Origin of the sequence: Paraburkholderia unamae (assembly GCF_003268775.1) — a bacterium.
GTDB lineage: Bacteria > Pseudomonadota > Gammaproteobacteria > Burkholderiales > Burkholderiaceae > Paraburkholderia > Paraburkholderia unamae.
In genome coordinates this window covers 82083-99873 of sequence record NZ_QLSU01000035.1, presented here as the reverse complement: position 1 = coordinate 99873, position 17791 = coordinate 82083, and the positions used below count along the sequence as shown (strand labels likewise).

Genomic DNA, 17791 nt, shown 5'->3' with positions numbered 1-17791 from the left:
ACGGCGATCAAGACGCATACCGTCACAGTCCCGAAGTCGTTCATGGTGGCCGAGTACAACCCGGACGCAGCGTGGGAACGTTATCGCGCCTCGGCTTCCGTTGCGCCAGAGGACCCGACCACCTACGGTCAGCCGTATGTCTACGGCACGAACCACCTCGACGCGGACGGGGCGCAGTGGGAAGCGCAACTCAGGCACGAAGCGGCCATCGCCGGCCAGGTTGTGTACGAAGGCGCGGGCAATGTGCTTGCCTTGCAATGCGCCACCGTGCTCGAAACAGAGATCGTGCTGCCCGATGCGCCCAAAGGCATGGTCATCATCGAGGCCACGCACAGCGGCGCGCGTGACGCGGCGTATTCGAACACGTTTCGGGCGATTCCTGCTGACCGCCGTTTCCGTCTGGAACTGAAGCCGGAAACCTGGGCAAAAATCAGCGGCACACTGAGCGCCCGGATTTGCAGCCCGGACAAGTACACCTACGCCTACCTCAATGCCTCCGGCTATTACGTTGTCCGCTTCGATGTAGACTTCGCAACATGGCCCAAAGGGGGCGAGAGCGTACCGCTGCGACTCGCCAAGCCCTTCGCGGGAAAGCTGCAAACTGGCTTCCACTTTGTCGCGCTGGACAACGATGAAGCGGTGATTTCTTTTCGAGATGGCGACCCTGATAAACCGGAAATTATTGCGTTTCATCATCATTCGCAGGCGCGCGACCTCATCACGAGTGACCGGCGCTGGCTCTCGCGCAACACGATCCGCACGCAGCGCAACAACAAACTGCGCATGGAGGACTGGGCGGGCCAGGAGGGCGTCAAACTCAGCACGGAACATTCGGGCAAGTCGCAATTAAACCTTGGCTACCTGGTTAACAACAAACTCGAATACCGGGGCGAAGGCTTCGAGGCGAGAACATCGGGTTACGGGGTCAACCGCGCGGGCAAGGGGCTCATGTTCACGGCCTACGACCGTCCCGGCGCGACGGGCAAGCAACTGGACATGCAGGAGACCATCGCGCAACTCGAAAGCGCGCTGGCGACCGCGAAGGCGCTGGCCGCATCCGCCAGCAGCGCCAAGGCCGAACCTGCCGATACCGACGCGCAGCAGCAGATCAAGGACGATCTGGACGGCCTGAAAAAGGCGGGCCTCCTGATGAGTACCCCCGCATCGGCTGCGCTTGTCACCGGCCAGGGCATGCAGTTCGCGGCGCAGGGCGACATTTCGGGGGTGGCCGGGAAGAATGCGGACTGGAACGTGCTGAAGCGCTTCACGGTCGCGGCGGGCGAGAAGATTTCGCTGTTCGTGCAGAAGTTCGGTATCAAAATCTACGCCGCGAAAGGACCGGTTGAACTCCAGGCACAAACCGACGCAATGTCGATGTACTCCGATCAGGACATGTCGATATCAAGCGTGAACGGCACGGTGCGTATCGTCGCGAAGCAGGAAATCACGCTCGAATGCGGCGGTGCATTTGTCCAGCTCAAGGACGGCAATATCACACTCGGCGGTCCTAACGACCTTTTCCTCAAGTTCATCACGATCCAGAAGCAGGGCAAGGCGTCGCTGAACGCGCCGCTGGACCTGACTCATCCGGCGCTCTCGGGGTTGCCGACCACGCCCCTGACGTTCTATGCGGGCGCGTCGCCTTCAGCGCGGGCGACCATGCCTGCCGGAATGCCCTACAAGCTGTTTGCTGGCGGCACGCTGGTTAAGCAGGGTGTGTTTGACGAAACCGGGCTGGTTCAGGTCGATCATCATCCCACGACGCAGAAATACACGTTACAACTGGCCAATGGTGTTACGCATGATGTCCCGGTAGCCGACGTGTATCGCGGCAATACGGCCAACGGCACGCTGGCAAACCAGGGTTTCCATTTTCACGAAGGCAAGTCGGGCGCCGTTGATCGTGCCGAACACCGCGCCAGCTACGACAAGCTGCTCAGTCCGAAAGCGGACGCCTGAAACGGATCAGTCACATACACATGACAGGACAAACCACCAAGCCCATTGTGACGCCGCTCGCGCTGAGCTGCACGCGAAGCGCAACGATCACGTCTCCGTGGTTCGTGCAGGGGACCGAATACAACCCGGCCCCGGCAACGTACCAGCCGCTTGTGAACGGCGAGGTGGCCTTCGGGGCTGTGTTCGACGCGATCCGCAAGGCTGAACACAGCATCGATATCCTGTGCTGGGGTTTCCAGCCGTCGATGCATTTCAGGCGGGGCAGCGATGCGGCAGGTTCGCCGTCGATTGGCGAACTGCTTGAATTCAAGGGCCTCGAAAAACCCGGCATCAAGATCCGGCTGCTGGTCTGGAGCGATTCGCTGCATGTCGCTTCCTTCTCGGAAGACATGATGCCCGGCAACCACGGACTATTCGGACTGGCGGGTGCAGCAAAGGACGGGCGCACCCGTGCCCAGCAGGAATTTGACATCCTCTGGTACAAGCGGGCCAACCTGAACAATGTCACGCTGGTTTCGGCGCAGAGGAAAGCCAATTCCTTCGCGGCGGCGAAATCCTTCGCCAATGCCGCGCTGGACGCGTTGCCAGGCGCGCCGAAACCGCTGAAAAACATCGAATTCGCCACGCGCGATTTTGACCTGCGGGAGCGTGCCGAAATCGCATGGCGCACGTGGACGAACGGCCCGGACGATCCCATGCTGAAGAAAATGAACACCGCGGCGATGACGGCTGAGCCCTCGCATCACCAGAAGATGGTGCTCGTTGACTATGAGGCTCCCGAGCAGGCAGTCGGGTTCGTGATGGGACACAACACGCTGGATGAGTACTGGGACAGGGACGAGCACACTTTTCTGCGGCAGGCGCCAAGAATGGGGCGTAGCGGCCTGCATCCACGGCAGGACATGTCCGCCAGGGTGACGGGGCCAATTCTCGATTATCTGAACCAGAATTTCTGCCAGGCCTGGGACGACGCGACCGGCCAGAATATCACCCAGGCACGGGCGGCGTTGTACTGCCGGCTGAAGCCTCGCCCGGAATACGGTACACCGGTCATGGCGCAGATTCTTCGCACGCAATCGCAGTTCGGAAAGGACGGCAAGAACAGCCAGGACGCCACTAAGGACATCGCGGCGCTGTACCTTCAGGCGGTCAACAACACGACGAATTTCGTGTATGTCGAAAACCAGTATTTCCGCTATATGCCGGTGGCCGACAAGCTGCGGGAGAACGTCAACGCGCAGAGCAAGGGTGGCCGCCATCCGGCGAAGCACGGTGTGGTGTACCTGTTCGTGGTCACCAACTCGAACGACGATGGCATCGGACTCGGGACGGTCAGCACCTACCAGATGCTCGATGCGCTTGGGTACGGTGGCCGCATGCCCGGTGTCGAAGCGCTGGAGAAGAGCGCACAGCTTGCGCAGCAGCAGAAGGAGCTGGAAGGCCAGTTGGCCAGCGAACAGGCAGCCAGTCAGCGTGTACTGTCGCAGGGCGCGGACTTTGCGCATATGCAGGGGCTGGCGAACTACGCCACGGACTCGCAGCTTCGCCAGGGTGACATACAGCAGAAACTCAACGAGGTCGGGCAGGAGCAACGCCGGGTGGCCGCCCTCGGCCCGGATGGCATGACGAAAGACGGGGATCTGGTGCCGCCACAGGATATCCCCGGCATGAAAGTACTGGTCTGTACCCTGGTTGCTCCGGATACGCCGGCAGGCAAGCCGTGGGATTACGTCTACATCCACCAGAAGCTGATGATCGTTGACGACGTGTTTACCACGCACGGCTCGGCCAATGTCAACCGGCGCAGCATGGAAGTCGATAGCGAACTGAATATCTGCCATGAGCACGGGGACGCGACTCGCAACCTGCGCAAGCAGATGTGGGGGATTCATACGAACAACCTGGGAGCCCAGGATGACGTGTCGCAGGCGTATAAGCAATGGAGTGAAATCATTTCGAAGAACACCAAACGACAAGGTAATAAGAAGGCTCCGGTGGCATCGCTGGTGGGCTTCCTGCGTACCTCGCCCGCGCGCACTTACGCGGACTGATCCATGAGACGAGGCATGCTCATCGCCCTGCTGGCGACCCTCGCCTGCGCCTGCACCAAGGAGAACCCATTGGCTTCACTACCTGACGTAAGCGCCCTTCGCGCGAACCTCGCCTTTACCTGCGTACACCAAGCGGACCACCTGCCGCCGCTCGACCCCGATGCGGACCAGTTGTTCAAATACGCCCGCTGGCTGCAAAAGCAGGACGGCGCGAAGGACTTCGATGACATCGCACGGTATTACCGGATTGCGGCGGCCCACGGCCACTACAAGGCCAACGGCAATCTTCAGCAACTGGTGTCGACGGGCCTTACCTATTCGCCGGACGCACCGAAAGAGACGGTTGACCTAGCCATCCAGTTGGTGAAACAGGACGTGCCGGGCGGCTACTACGACATCGCCCATTACCTCGAACTCGGCTACGGCCTGAAGCAGGACAGCGTGACGGCCCTGCGCTATTTCCGCAAGGCGGCGGACCAGGGTAGTCCGGACGCGCAGTATTACCTCGCGGAGAAACTGTTCCCGATTGACGCGGCCCCCGAGGTAGCGTTGCAGATGTACCGCTGTGCCGCGGACCAGGGACATGGCAAGGCAGCGACCTCGCTGGCTATTGGTCGCCAGGATGATGGATTCTACGCCGAAGCGCTCAAGGCTTTCCAGCAGGGCGTCATGGCAGGCAACAGCCAGGCTGCATGGGCTCTCGAAAATGGTTTCGCGGTAACGCCGGAAAATAGGGTGCTGTATTACGTTGACGTTCCAAACGACCCCGAACGCTCACGCCGCTACAAGCTGATCGGCAAATTCCTCGACGCCAACGACGGCCTCAATCCGAAAGTGCCGGACATCGACCAGATCGTGCCGCTGCCGCCCGCGAAGCTGCCGGAGTGGGACGGCACGTTCCAGTGGCAGAAGGAGCAGGACGCCGCGAAGCCGCCGCGGAAACCTGATGACGGGCTGGTGGTGCGCATGGCGAAGGAAAAAAACCTCGACCCCGCGACGGGCCTGCCGCTCACGCCCGAAAAGAAGGCTGAGCGCGTGCCCCTGGGGACTGTGGTACGGACTGGAGAGGTCTGCCCCGTGGATGGCATGTGGTGCGACCGTCATTGGGCTTCCGTCAGCCATGAGGCGACACGCCATTTCAGGAAAGGCGAGACGATGCCTCAACTCGTCCTGGACGATCGTCGTCCCGTTCCGTTTCTCGATTCGCTGCTTGGTATGCGTAAGCACCGAACCAATGCGGACTGGAGCCTGGTGTCCTACGACGAACAGGCATAGAGGGAGTGGTCACTGCGGCGCAAGACATGGCAGCGCTAAAAGATCACACCCTGTGATTTCCCTATCATCACCGAGTGGGGAAAGTTCGTTTCCCGCGCAGGCCCACGTGCAGCGCAACATCAACAAGTGACTTGTCGGTGTTTTGCTTCGACAAGTGAAGTGATTTGTGGAAAGTGCCGTGAGATCGCCATTTTCTTTTAATTCTTGCAGGAGAGATGTTTAATATGTTGACCGTTTCCCCTGTGGGGGAGCGGCGTTTTCCCCGCAGCGCAATGTTGGGGAAACGTGGGGAAATGGATGCTTGGGGTTGCTCGGGGAACGGAAATTCCCCCACGCACCTCCCGGAAAGCCTTGTGGCGTGGACTTGCGCGGTGTGAGGGAATAGTCATCTCCAGCCTTGCCACCAAAAACTGTGGACAACCTTGTTGCGCAAAAAACGTGCATCTTCCGTGTCGTTTGCAGGCTTCGTCTTTACAATCAGGGACTTGGCGTAGCTGTCCAGAAGTTGCTCACAGGGCTGTCACCAAAAACTGTGGAAAAGCCCACGCGCATTTTTCCTCGCTGCGCCGCCGCTGCAACAATCCGCGACGTTGCGCACAAAACGAATCGCATCAAGCACTTGAGCGCGTCGTCCCAGGGTTACGCACAAGCCTGTCCACCAAAGCTGTGGATAGCGCACCCAGATGTTGACCGTGGCGGATACAACCTTGCACAGTGTGGGAGTTCCGCCCGATAATCGCCGTCGATGTGACCGTCGCGTGGCTGCACGCGCACGGCAAACTCACTTCTCGCCACTACCCGCCGCGCCGTGCTCAAGAACTCGCGCTTTGCCGGTCTTTTGCGTATTCCCGGTTTCCTGCCGCTCGCCGCGGCCACCTTGATGCTGGGCGTGGCGATGTCCTTCACCGCGCCTTACCTGTCGCTGTTCGGCGTCGAGCGCGCCGGCATGACGCCGTTACGGCTGGGCGTGTTCATGACCGCCATCGCCACGAGCGGCGTCATCGCGAGCACGGCGGCGGGGCGCTGGAGCGACGCCACGGGCAAGCACAAGCTGCTGCTGCTGGTGTCGTTGTGCGCGGCGACGCTCGGCTATCTGTGTCTGTGCGTCGTGCGCGACTACCGGCTATTGCTCATCGTCGGCATTGCGTTCATCGGCGCGGGCGGCTGCGCGCTCTCGCTCGTGTTCTCGTTCAGCCGCGCGGCGCTGCCCGCGCGCGACGACGCCGAGCGCACCTTCGCCAGCGCAACATTGCGCACGATTCTTTCGGCCGCCTGGGTGTTCGGCCCGGCGGTCGGCGCGCTCGTGCTCGCGGCCACGAGCTTCTATGGTCTCTTTCTGTTCGCGGCGGCGAGCTTCGCGGCGTGTGGCGCGATCGTCTGGCGCATGCGCGAGCCGCGCGCCGACGAGCACGCCACGCAGCATTGGATGGCGCGGCCCACCTCGGGCGAAGTCGAGCGGGAAATGGCGGAGGAGGGCGCGGCGCAGTACGAAGGCCAGCCGCTCACGCAGGCCGAGGTGCAGCCGGGCGCGCCGCGCGACTCCGCTGCGCTGGCCGCGCCGTCCGTGAAGTCAAAGTCGGATTCAAGGACAAAGGCCACGGCCACGCGCAAAGCCAAGGCGCCGCTGCCGCTTGCCGCCGAGGGCTCGCAGAAAGACATCATGCGCGCGATCGTTGCGCTGACACTCATCGGCCTCGCCGCGAACGCGACGATGATCGTGCTGCCGCTCTACATCGTGCACGGTCTGCATGGCACGCGCATCGACGTCTCGATCATGCTCGGCCTCGGCGCGTTCATGGAGATCCCGATGATGCTCGCGCTCGGCGCGCGCGCCTCGGTGCTCGACAAGCCGTGGTGGCTGGCGGCGTGCGCCGTGGTGCACGCCGTGTACTTCGTTGCGATGTCGGTGGCGCCCGGCGTGCAGGCGCTGATCCCCATGCAGATCCTCAATGCGTTCGTGGTCGCCGTCACGTCGTGTCTTGGCATGACCTTCGTGCAGGATCTGATGCCCTCGTCGCCGGGGCGGGCGACGGCGCTGTTCTTCAACGCCGCGCGTCTCGGCTCGATTCTCTCCGGCGTGCTCTCGGGCCTGCTCGTGCAGGCGTTCGGCTATCGCGGCACGTTTGTCTTTTGCGCCGTGCTCGCGCTGTGCGCGCTCGTGCTGTTCGCCGTGCCGGGCGAGCAGTATCCGAAGATGGCGCGCGCCGTGCGGCGTTACTGGCGCGAGCGCATGAAGGCGCGCAAGTAGCTGGCAAGTGGACGCGCCCCGGCGTTATTGCACGGTCTCCGCGGCGTGTCCGGCGTTGGCGCGCACCGGCGGCGCGGCGTCGAAATCTTCCGCGTCGACGTCATAGCCCGACGGCTCCCAACGGATGGCCAGCAACGCCGCGAGGCCCGCGAGCGGCGCGATCGCGATGATCCAGAACACGCGCGTGTTGAGCGCGGCGGCCAGCACCGGGAACAGGAACAGCGAAACCGTGGAGCTTGCGCGCATGAGCGTCTGATTGAAGCCCACGCCCACGCCGCGCAGCGACGTGGGATAGCCGAGCGAGGCGAAGGTCATGCTGTGCGAGCCCGGGCCCACGCCCTGGCCGAACAGGAACGCCGCGAGCAGGGCGACGGCGCTCACGACTTCGGGGCCGCTCGACGGCTTGCCGACGATCGCGAGGCCGACGAGCGCGGCGAACTGGATCGTGTAGCCCCACACGGTGAGCTTCCACGCGCCGAAGCGCGGCACGGTGCGCACGGCGATCAGCCCGCCCACGAAGGCGAAGCCGAGATTGAGCACGAGCGAGGCGAGGATGGTCGTGAGCATCGATTGAGCCAGGAAGCTCGAGATGATCACGGGCAGGCCGAACGCGACCGCGTTGTACGCGAACGAGGAAGCCACGCCGATCACCGTGGCCAGGATCGTGCGCCGCGTATAGACGCCGCGCAGCAGCGCGCCGTAGTTCTTCCACGACGCCACGCGCGCGGGCTTCGCCCCGGCGTTCGCGGTGGCTTCGGGCGCGAGCTGCGCGTCGATGCCGTACGAGCGCTTGAGGATGCGCGCGGCGCCCGCGAGATCGCCTTGATTCGCGGCCCACACCGGCGACTCGCTGATATAGCGGCTGCGAATCGCGATGATGACGAGCGCGGGCACCGCGCCGAAGCCGAGCGTCAAACGCCAGAGCAGGTGCGAGTGCGAGGCGGGCAGGCTCGCGTAGAACGCCAGCACCAGCAGGTACGAAACGCTGATCGCCGCATACCAGACAGGACACCACATTGCCACGCGCGCGGCCTTGTTGCCGCGGCCCTGAAGCCGCGAGAACTCCGCAAGAAAGGCCATGGCCACGGGCAGGTCGATGCCCACGCCCAGCCCCATCACGAAGCGCGCGCCGCCGAGCACCCAGGCGTTGGGCGCGAGCGCGCACGCAATGGCGGCCACGACGAAGAAGAACATGTCGGCCATGAACACGCGATAGCGCCCGATGCGATCGGTCAGGAAGCCGCCGAGAAACGCGCCGACGATGGCGCCGAACGTGATGGCCGAGGCGACGAAGCCGGTGCCCGCAGGCGAAAGCGAGAATTCCCGCGCCACGTCCTTGAGGCCGAAGGCGAGGGCGCCGAGATCGTAGGCGTCGAGAAAAACGCCGCCCAGCGCGATGGCGACGACGATGCGAGCGTTGCTGCCGGTGGCCGCCCCGGCGTTGACGAGCCGTGAGACGTCGGCGGCGCTGCGGATCACCGGGCGGCCGGACGTGTTGTGCGAAGAAGGAGAAGCAGGGGCGGACATGCGAGGCGATGCGCTCGGGCGCGCAGATAGCGGAAAGCGCGAGATGCTACCGGTCGCGCGGCCCGCGCCCAAATCGTTTTTGGTTATGAGCTCATGCGCCGCGCCCGGTATGGTCAGTGTGCGATCAGTGCATATAGGTGACGCGGCGTGCGCGGTCGCTCAGTTGCAGGCCCGCGTCGAGCAGCGCGATGGCGAACCAGCGTGCGGTCTTGAGCATGCCGCTCACGCTCGGCATGGGCAGCCAGTCGTTGAGCAACCGCACGGCGGCCTCGCTGCGCGTGGATTGCAGGAGCGCGATCACCTGCAACAACGAGCCTTCGTCCTTCGCGAGTTCGGAGGCGCAGCGGCAGCGCGTGTCGAGCGGTCGGCACGAGGCGCGGCGCAGCGTGCCCATCAGCAGGTCGAAGTGGCCGATGCCGTCCACGCCGAGTCCTGCGTCGGCCAGCACGCCGCGCCAGCTTTCCGCCTTGCCGTAGGCGTCGCAGTGCGGGCGCAGCCAGGTGCGCACGGCGCGCAGCACGGTTTGCTCGACGGTGTCGGGGTGCTGGACGAAGGTGTCGTCGATCAGCGTGTCATTTCTTGCGAAAGGGGCGGTGTAGTTCATGGAGCCTCCTGTCGGCCGCAGTCGGCTGCTCAAGCAGTGACTCCGGCCCCTTGCAGAGCTGGCGAACAAGGAATCGGGGCGCCAGGGCGCCGCCGCGTTCATTCAGGTTGTGCCGGGCGTTTCCGGCATGGGCTCCATTCTCGGGCAAATTCTCCGTAAATGCAAATGATTCTCATTTGTGAATTGATGCGGAGAATCCGGTCGAGGTGGCGCTGGCTTCGCGCGACCGGGAAAGGACTGTTCCAGGCCGCGCGCTTAATTGCGGGGACATAAGGCGCTAAAGTGCCGCCATGCGTGTGTTCCAGTTGCCTGGCGCATCGTGAGAGTTGGCCCCGGCCCCACAACGGCCGGGGCTTTTTTTTGCGCCGCGCAAACGTGCCGCACATGGGACTGGCACGGGGTTTGGAGGACGCCGGGGGCCGCATCCTGATGCATAAGTCATTGAACCGAAAGAAACAAGTAATGTATTATTCAGCCCACGCAGCGCGACAGCCTGCCGCGCCCCACGGCGCCCTGGCGGTCGAAAGCGTGGTTTTCGAGGTCAAAAATGGGCCGAGACGGCCTGTTTGTTGTTTTTTCTCTTAGTACGTTTCTGAATAAAAACAATGACTTGCATCAATCTTCGATCCGGCCCGTGTTGTTGCGCTGCAAAACTTCCGTATTCCGTTTACCCTCGTTAACCCTTGAACGTGTGTTGCATTTCGCCTCGTCGCTGACAAATACATTACAGCCAGCCTGGTTCGATTTTCACCCCGCGTCAAACTTTCAAGTTGCTTGCGCACCAGAGCGTGCGCTGTCGAAGCTATTTGCTCCGCATTTTTAAGGTCCTGTTGAAATGCAATCCGTTCCATTCCTGAGTCTGGCGATCTGGATTCCCATCCTGTTCGGCGTGGCCGTGCTGCGCCTCGGGTCTGATCGTCATCCGCAGCGTGCCCGCTGGCTGTCTCTCATTGGCGCCATCGTCGGCCTGCTGCTGACCCTCCCGCTCGTTTCCGGTTTCGATAATCATCAGGCCGGCATGCAGTTCGTTGAGTTCCGCGACTGGCTGCCTGAATTCGGCGTGGCGTGGCGACTCGGTATCGACGGTATTTCGATGTGGCTCGTGGTGCTCACCGCGTTCACGACGCTCGTGATCGTGATTGCCTCGTGGCAGTCGATCACGGTGCGCGTCGCCCAGTACTTCGGCGCGTTCCTGATTCTCTCAGGCCTGATGGTCGGCACCTTCGCGGCGACCGACGGCATGCTCTTCTTCGTGTTCTTCGAAGCCACGCTGATCCCGCTGTACCTGCTGATCGGCACGTGGGGCAATGCGCGTCGCACCTACGCCGCGGTGAAGTTCTTCTTCTTCTCGCTGGCCGGCTCGCTGCTCATGCTGGTGTCGATGCTGTACCTCTACAGCCAGTCGCACACCTTCGACATGTCCGTGTGGCACAACCTCACGCTCGGCTTCATCCCGCAGATCCTCGTCTTCATCGGCTTCTTCGCGGCCTTCGCGGTGAAGGTCCCGATGTGGCCGTTCCACACCTGGCTGCCCGACGTCCACCTCGAAGCGCCGACCGGCGCGACGGTGATGCTGGCCATGCTCAAGCTCGGCGGCTACGGCTTCCTGCGCTTCACGCTGCCGATCACGCCTGACGCCGCGCACTTCTTCGCGCCGGCCATCATCACGCTCTCGCTCGTGGCCGTGGTCTATTCGAGCCTGCTCGCACTCGCGCAGACCGACATGACCAAGCTGCTCGCGTACTCGACGGTCGCCCACATGGGCCTCGTCACGCTGGGCCTGTTCCTCTTCAACCAGATCGGCACCGAAGGCGCGATCGTGCAGATGATCTCGTACGGCTTCGTCTCGGGCGCGATGCTGCTCTCGATCGGCGTGCTGTTCGACCGCACCAAGACGCGCTCGATCTCGGCCTATGGCGGCGTCGTCAACGTGATGCCGCGTTACGCGACCTTCATGATGCTGTTCTGCATGGCCAACCTCGGCCTGCCGGGCACGTCGGGCTTCGTGGGCGAGTTCATGGTCATCATGGGCGCGATCCGCGTGAACTTCTGGATCGGCGCGATTGCCGCGACGACCGTCATCCTGAGCGCTGCGTACACCCTGTGGATGTACAAGCGCGTGATCTTTGGTGCTGTGGCGAACAAGGGCGTCGCGAAGCTGGCCGACATCGGCCGTCGCGAAACGCTGATCTTCGCTTCGCTCGCAGCGTTTGTGCTCGCGATTGGCCTCTATCCGAAGCCAATGACCGACGCGATCGAGCTCTCGGCGGCGAACCTCGTCACCCAGGCCCTTCGCAGCAAGCAACCCGTCGACGACGGCGCACCTGCCGAGGCAGTTCGCGCGGGCACGGACGTTCGTGCCGCGCAGCCGCCGCATTCGCCGACGTGATTACCAGAGATTGACGACGCAACAACGCGCCGCACCGCTCACAGGCCGTGCGGCGCGTTGCTGTGTGTAAGGGTTTTCGAATTTTGAGATTCGAAAAATAGCCGCGGCGGGCCACTGTCAACACGAGAGTGGGGCGCGACGTGCGTGTGTTTCCGAGGCGCGACAAACCTCGCGAACACATGCGACAAAGTGTCTCAATCGCGTTTTGACAAAGGTCATTTTCCACATTCATTGATTGCGAAATATCAAAGCGGCTGTATGATGCGGGCGCGCTTCCTTTGCTGGATGTCAGGGGATGTGCCCGGAACTATTCAATGAATGAAATTCAGGCAAACGTGATGAAAAGAACAACCTTGCAAAGGTTATTGCTTCCAGTCAGCGCCGGATTGGCCATGTGTCTTTCCGGCTGCAACATGGAGCTCCTCGACCCCAAAGGTAGCGTGGGCGTGGCGGAAAAGCAGCTGATCGCGACCTCCACCTGGGCCATGCTGATTGTGGTGATCCCCGTGATCATCCTGACGCTCTGGTTCGCGTACCACTATCGTGCGTCGAACCGTAACGCCACCTACGCACCGAAGTGGTCGCACTCGACAGCCATCGAAATCGTCGTCTGGACGATCCCGACGCTGATCATTCTCTTCCTCGGCGTGCTCACGTGGAAAACCACGCACGAGCTCGATCCGTACAAGCCCCTCGAATCGAACGTCAAGCCGATCAACGTCGAAGTCGTGGCGCTCGACTGGAAGTGGCTGTTCATCTATCCCGATCTCGGTATCGCGACGGTGAACCAGCTGGCCGTGCCCGTTGGCACGCCGGTGAACTTCAGCATCACGTCGGACTCGGTGATGAACTCGTTCTTCATCCCGCAGCTTGGCACCCAGGTTTATGCGATGGCTGGCATGCAGACGCGTCTGCACCTGATCGCCGACCACGCTGGCGACTACGCCGGCCTTTCGGCGAACTTCAGCGGCAAGGGCTTCTCGGACATGAAGTTCCGCACCCTCGCCACGAGCCAGCAAGACTTCGACGCGTGGGTCCAGAAGGTGAAGGCGTCGCAGACGCAGCTTTCCATGGATCAATACGCAACGGTCTCGCAGCCGAGTGAGAAGGCTCCGGTTGAGTACTTCTCGACGGTCGACCCGAAGCTCTTCAACAACATCATCGCGAAGTACAACAACGGCCACGTCACGAATTTCAGTGACCCGTCGTGTGTGACCAAGGGGTAAGCCAAGCATGTTCGGAAAACTTACACTGGACGCCATTCCGTATCACGAGCCGATTATTCTCGGCACGATGATCGGCATGGCAGTCATCGGGGCATTGGTCCTCGGTGCAGTCACTTACCTCGGTAAGTGGAAATATCTGTGGACGGAGTGGCTGACGAGCGTCGACCACAAGCGTCTGGGCGTGATGTACATCATCCTCGCCCTCATCATGCTGCTGCGCGGCTTCGCCGACGCCATCATGATGCGTACCCAGCTCGCGCTCGCGTACAACGCACCGGGCTATCTCCCGCCGCACCACTACGACCAGATCTTCACGGCGCACGGCGTGATCATGATCTTCTTCATGGCCATGGCCTTCATGGTCGGCCTGATGAACATCATCGTGCCGTTGCAGATCGGCGCACGTGACGTCGCGTTCCCGTTCCTGAACTCGCTGTCGTTCTGGATGACCGCGGTCGGCGCCATCCTGCTGATGATCTCGCTCGTCGTGGGTGAGTTCGCGATGACGGGCTGGCTCGCGTATCCGCCGCTTTCGGAGCTTGCGTACAGTCCGGGGGTAGGGGTCGATTACTACCTGTGGGCGCTCCAGATCTCCGGTGTCGGCACGCTGCTGACCGGCGTGAACTTCTTCGTCACCATCATCAAGATGCGTGCCCCCGGCATGACGATGATGAAGATCCCGGTCTTCACGTGGACGGCGCTGTGCACGAACGTGCTGATCATGGCCGCGTTCCCGATCCTGACCGTGACGCTCGCGCTGCTCGGCCTCGACCGCTACATCGGCACGCACTTCTTCACGAATGACGGCGGCGGCAACGCCATGCTGTACCTGAACCTGATCTGGGCCTGGGGTCACCCCGAGGTGTACATCCTGATCCTGCCGGCGTTCGGTATTTTCTCGGAAGTCGTCGCGACCTACGCGAAGAAGCCGCTGTTCGGCTACAAGACCATGGTCTACGCGACCTGCTCGATCATGGTGCTCTCGTTCCTCGTGTGGCTGCACCACTTCTTCACGATGGGTTCGGGTGCGAACGTCAACGCGTTCTTCGGCATCATGACGATGATCATCGCGATCCCGACGGGCGTGAAGATCTTCAACTGGCTGTTCACGATCTACCGCGGCCGCCTCGAGTTCACCTCGCCGGTGCTCTGGACGATCGGCTTCATGGTCACCTTCACCATCGGCGGCATGACCGGCGTGATGATGGCGATCCCGGGCGCGGACTTCGTGCTGCACAACTCGCTGTTCCTGATTGCTCACTTCCACAACGTGATCATCGGCGGCGTGCTGTTCGGCTACCTCGCCGGCTTCAACTACTGGTTCCCGAAGGCGTTCGGCTTCAAGCTCAACGAAAAGCTCGGCAAGCGTGCGTTCTGGTTCTGGCTCTCGGGCTTCTATGTCGCCTTCACGCCGCTGTACGTGCTGGGCTTCATGGGCGCAACGCGCCGTCTGAACCACTACGACAATCCGGCATGGCATCCGTGGATGATCATCGCGTGGGTTGGCGCCGTGCTCGTGGCAATCGGCATCGCGCATCAACTGCTGCAACTGTATGTCTCGATCCGCGACCGCAACCTGCCGGAAAACCGCGACCTGACGGGCGATCCGTGGGGTGGCCGTACGCTGGAATGGTCGATGTCGTCGCCGCCGCCGTCGTATAACTTCGCGATCATTCCGCACGTGAGCGAGCTCGACGAGTTTGCGCACCTGAAGGAAACCGGCCGCGAAACCGTGGACGTCGCGAACACGAAGTACACCGACATCCACATGCCCTCGAACACGAGCGCTGGTGTGTTCATCGGTTTCTTCAGCCTGGTGCTCGGCTTCGCTGGCATCTGGCACATCTGGTGGCTCATGATCGTTGGCTTCGTCGGTATTCTCGGCACGGCCATCGCCTACAGCTTCCAGAAGAACGAGGGTTACTACATCCCGGCCGCCAAGGTCCGGGCAGACGAAGAAGCGCGCAGCCGCGCACTGGTCAAGGCGTTCGAAGACAAGCAACGCCGTGGCAAGGTTGAAGCAGCCCTGGAGGCCAACTGATGTTGACGAAAACAAGTGCGGCCGCACTCGCGGAGCACGATCACCACGATCACCCGCCGTCACACTCGGTGTTCGGCTTCTGGCTGTACCTGATGACGGACTGTATTCTGTTCGGCTCGCTGTTCGCAGTGTTCGCCGTCATGCAGAACCAGTTCGCAGGCGGCCCGACGGGCAAGGACCTGTTCGACATCAATGGCGTCGCGATGGAAACGGCAGTGCTGCTGCTGTCGTCCATCACGTACGGCTTCGCGATGATCGGCGCGCACAAGCAGCGCAAGGGTCAAGTGCTGTTCTGGCTGGCGATCACCTTCCTGCTGGGCGCGACGTTCCTGTACTTCGAACTGCATGAGTTCGCGAACATGATCGCCGAGGGCAACGGCCCGCAACGCAGCGCGTTCCTGTCGTCGTTCTTCACGCTGGTTGCCACCCACGGTATCCACGTGACGATGGGCATGATCTGGATGATCGTCCTGATGGTTCAGGCCGTGAAGGCGCCGACGCTGGGCGAGCGCGAAATCCGCCGCCTGACGTGCCTGAGCCTTTTCTGGCACTTTCTGGACATCGTCTGGATCTGCGTGTTCTCCTTTGTTTATCTTGCGAGCGTGATCTAAATGAGTGCTCATTCCATCCATGAAGAAGAAAGCCATGGCAGCGTAGGCAGCTACGTGGCCGGTTTCGTCCTGGCGGTGGTGCTCACGGCCGCTTCGTTCTGGCTCGTGCTGCACGGCGGCTTCCCGCGCGAAACCGCGCTGCTCGGCCTCGCCGCGCTGGCCGTGGTGCAGATCGTGGTTCACCTCGTGTTCTTCCTGCACATGAACACGTCGTCGGGTCAGCGCTGGAACGTGACCGCGTTTGGCTTCACCGTGTTGACCGTGTTGATTGTCGTGGTCGGTACGCTGTGGGTCATGCACAACGTCAGCATGAACATGATGTCGCGTTAAGCGCATCGCGCCGCTAACGGCAACGTTTCGGCAAACGCCGCCGAGCCTTCGGGCCGGCGGCGTTTTTCTTTTTTGCGGCTCAGGCTTGCGACTCAGGCTCCAAAGCGTTGGCGCACGACTTCGGCGACGGCCTTGCCGAGCCGATGGTGTTGCGAGGCTTCGTAGTGAATGCCGTCCGTGGGGCTGACCGCGGCGAACTCGCCCGCATCGAGAAACGCCGAGCCGTACTTCACGGCCACGCGCTCATAGAGCGGGGCGAGCAGGCGCGACTTGGCCGCGCCGCCCGCAAAGATATCTCCGAGAAAGCCGATCTCCTCGATCGGCACAGGCGACATCAGCAGCACATGCGGCGTCGAGCCGCCGGGGCCCGCACGGCACGCCACGAGCGTTTCGAGCAGCACGTCCACCGAGTTCGCGATGTCGGTGGGCGTGACGGAAAAGCGCGTCTTGAGGTCGTTGGTGCCGAGCATCAGCACGACCACGTCCACCGGCAACTGGCTTTCGAGGCAAGGGCGCAGATAGGCGTGCCCGTTCTTGTGCCGGCCTTCGATGGGATCGTCGTGAACCGTGGTGCGCGCGGGCAAGCCTTCCTCGATGACGGTCCAACCCGGCCCGAGATGCTCGCGCAGCACGCCGGGCCAGCGGTCGGCGGGGCCGAATCGCTCGGATACGCCGGGTACGGTCAACGGCTTCGTGCCGTGCGTATTGGAATCGCCGTAACAGAGCAGGGTGCGTGACGTCATGGTTGCCTCTCTCGAATGGGGTGAGGTTGCGGAGTTGCCGATGTGAAACTCCGGCCGGACTGCAATGCCACTACTCAGCATGGGAGATTACTAGACGACTGGTCTAATTGGTCTGTAACATGCCACCCCATGAATGCAACGGCCGCCGTCGAAGTACGGCAACACATCCTCGATACCGCCATGCCCATCTTGCTGGGCAAGGGCTTCTCGGCAGTCGGACTCAACGAGATCCTCGCGGCGGCCGGCGTCCCGAAGGGTTCGTTCTATCACTATTTCGGTTCGAAGGAAGCGTTCGGCGAGGCGTTGCTCACATCGTATTTCGCTGAGTACGCGGAGCGCCTCGACGAACTGCTGGTGCGGCAACCGGGCACGGCCGCCGCGAAACTGATGCGCTACTGGGACGAATGGCGCCAGATCCAGTGCGCCGACGACCCCGTAGGCAAGTGTCTCGCGGTGAAGCTGGGCGCGGAGGTGAGCGACCTTTCCGAGGCGATGCGCGAGGTTCTGCGGCGCGGCACGGACGCGATCATCACGCGCATTGCCGCGTGCATCGAGGAAGGTCGCGCCGATGGTTCGCTCGCGAGCGTGAGCGACGCGGCGACCACGGCGGTGACGCTCTACGAACTGTGGCTGGGCGCCACGCTGCTCGAAAAAATCCATCGTGACCGCAAGCCGCTCGACTCGGCGATGACGACCACGCGAATCTTGTTGAACCTGCCTCCGGGCAACTGATCGAACGCGAAGCAGCAGCGGGAGCGGCCCCGAAGTCTGGCCGCGAGCGCCGCGC

Annotated in this window: 13 protein-coding genes; 10 read left to right on the top strand and 3 right to left on the bottom strand. The window is 62.3% G+C overall.

Annotated elements, in window-relative coordinates; all coding sequences use genetic code 11:
• The 4 genes from C7401_RS37420 to C7401_RS37405 form a co-directional block, all read left to right on the top strand.
• The coding region (locus tag C7401_RS37420; protein WP_112177083.1) for a DUF2345 domain-containing protein at positions 1-1959 on the top strand (1959 nt) is incomplete at its 5' end.
• Between the two features lie 20 nt (positions 1960-1979).
• The gene (locus C7401_RS37415) at positions 1980-4010 is read left to right on the top strand and encodes a phospholipase D-like domain-containing protein (RefSeq protein WP_112177076.1); all 2031 of its coding nucleotides are present in this window, start codon (positions 1980-1982) and stop codon (positions 4008-4010) included.
• Positions 4011-4013: 3 nt separating this feature from the next.
• Complete coding sequence (locus C7401_RS37410) at positions 4014-5285, top strand: SEL1-like repeat protein (RefSeq protein WP_112177075.1); 1272 nt, start codon at positions 4014-4016, stop codon at positions 5283-5285.
• Between the two features lie 808 nt (positions 5286-6093).
• The gene (locus C7401_RS37405) at positions 6094-7533 is read left to right on the top strand and encodes a sugar efflux transporter (RefSeq protein WP_112177074.1); all 1440 of its coding nucleotides are present in this window, start codon (positions 6094-6096) and stop codon (positions 7531-7533) included.
• A 24-nt stretch (positions 7534-7557) separates the two neighbouring features.
• On the opposite strand, the gene C7401_RS37400 is transcribed toward C7401_RS37405, so the two are convergent.
• Positions 7558-9060, bottom strand: a complete 1503-nt coding sequence (locus C7401_RS37400) for an MFS transporter (RefSeq protein ID WP_112177073.1) — start codon at positions 9058-9060, stop codon at positions 7558-7560.
• Positions 9061-9184: 124 nt separating this feature from the next.
• The gene (locus C7401_RS37395; protein WP_112177072.1) at positions 9185-9664 is read right to left on the bottom strand and encodes a hypothetical protein; all 480 of its coding nucleotides are present in this window, start codon (positions 9662-9664) and stop codon (positions 9185-9187) included.
• Positions 9665-10499: 835 nt separating this feature from the next.
• Here C7401_RS37395 and C7401_RS37390 point away from each other — a divergent pair.
• The 5 genes from C7401_RS37390 (at position 10500) to cyoD (ending at position 16261) form a co-directional block, all read left to right on the top strand.
• Positions 10500-12053 (top strand): NADH-quinone oxidoreductase subunit M, encoded by a 1554-nt coding sequence (locus C7401_RS37390; protein WP_112177071.1) that lies wholly within the window; start codon positions 10500-10502, stop codon positions 12051-12053.
• 338 nt (positions 12054-12391) lie between these two features.
• The gene (gene cyoA, locus C7401_RS37385) at positions 12392-13279 is read left to right on the top strand and encodes a ubiquinol oxidase subunit II (RefSeq protein ID WP_112177082.1); all 888 of its coding nucleotides are present in this window, start codon (positions 12392-12394) and stop codon (positions 13277-13279) included.
• 7 nt (positions 13280-13286) lie between these two features.
• Complete coding sequence (cyoB, locus tag C7401_RS37380) at positions 13287-15320, top strand: cytochrome o ubiquinol oxidase subunit I (protein WP_112177070.1); 2034 nt, start codon at positions 13287-13289, stop codon at positions 15318-15320.
• Positions 15320-15931, top strand: a complete 612-nt coding sequence (gene cyoC, locus C7401_RS37375; protein WP_112177069.1) for a cytochrome o ubiquinol oxidase subunit III — start codon at positions 15320-15322, stop codon at positions 15929-15931. The genes cyoB and cyoC overlap by 1 nt, the downstream gene beginning before the upstream one ends.
• Entirely contained in the window at positions 15932-16261 is a 330-nt protein-coding gene (gene cyoD / locus C7401_RS37370; protein WP_112177068.1) for a cytochrome o ubiquinol oxidase subunit IV, read from the top strand.
• A gap of 92 nt (positions 16262-16353) precedes the next feature.
• On the opposite strand, the gene C7401_RS37365 is transcribed toward cyoD, so the two are convergent.
• Complete coding sequence (locus C7401_RS37365; protein WP_112177067.1) at positions 16354-17004, bottom strand: SGNH/GDSL hydrolase family protein; 651 nt, start codon at positions 17002-17004, stop codon at positions 16354-16356.
• Positions 17005-17133: 129 nt separating this feature from the next.
• Between C7401_RS37365 and C7401_RS37360 the strand changes: the two genes are divergently transcribed.
• On the top strand, positions 17134-17736 hold the full coding sequence (locus C7401_RS37360) for a TetR/AcrR family transcriptional regulator (protein WP_112177066.1): 603 nt from the start codon (positions 17134-17136) through the stop codon (positions 17734-17736).
• The last annotated feature ends 55 nt before the right edge of the window (positions 17737-17791 follow it).

Coding starts and splice junctions, on each gene's coding strand:
- C7401_RS37415 (WP_112177076.1), top strand. CDS start 1,980: ATGACAGGACAAACCACCAAGCCCATTGTGACGCCGCTCGCGCTGAGC.
- C7401_RS37410 (WP_112177075.1), top strand. CDS start 4,014: ATGAGACGAGGCATGCTCATCGCCCTGCTGGCGACCCTCGCCTGCGCC.
- C7401_RS37400 (WP_112177073.1), bottom strand. CDS start 9,060: ATGTCCGCCCCTGCTTCTCCTTCTTCGCACAACACGTCCGGCCGCCCG.
- C7401_RS37395 (WP_112177072.1), bottom strand. CDS start 9,664: ATGAACTACACCGCCCCTTTCGCAAGAAATGACACGCTGATCGACGAC.
- C7401_RS37390 (WP_112177071.1), top strand. CDS start 10,500: ATGCAATCCGTTCCATTCCTGAGTCTGGCGATCTGGATTCCCATCCTG.
- cyoA (WP_112177082.1), top strand. CDS start 12,392: ATGAAAAGAACAACCTTGCAAAGGTTATTGCTTCCAGTCAGCGCCGGA.
- cyoB (WP_112177070.1), top strand. CDS start 13,287: ATGTTCGGAAAACTTACACTGGACGCCATTCCGTATCACGAGCCGATT.
- cyoC (WP_112177069.1), top strand. CDS start 15,320: ATGTTGACGAAAACAAGTGCGGCCGCACTCGCGGAGCACGATCACCAC.
- cyoD (WP_112177068.1), top strand. CDS start 15,932: ATGAGTGCTCATTCCATCCATGAAGAAGAAAGCCATGGCAGCGTAGGC.
- C7401_RS37365 (WP_112177067.1), bottom strand. CDS start 17,004: ATGACGTCACGCACCCTGCTCTGTTACGGCGATTCCAATACGCACGGC.
- C7401_RS37360 (WP_112177066.1), top strand. CDS start 17,134: ATGAATGCAACGGCCGCCGTCGAAGTACGGCAACACATCCTCGATACC.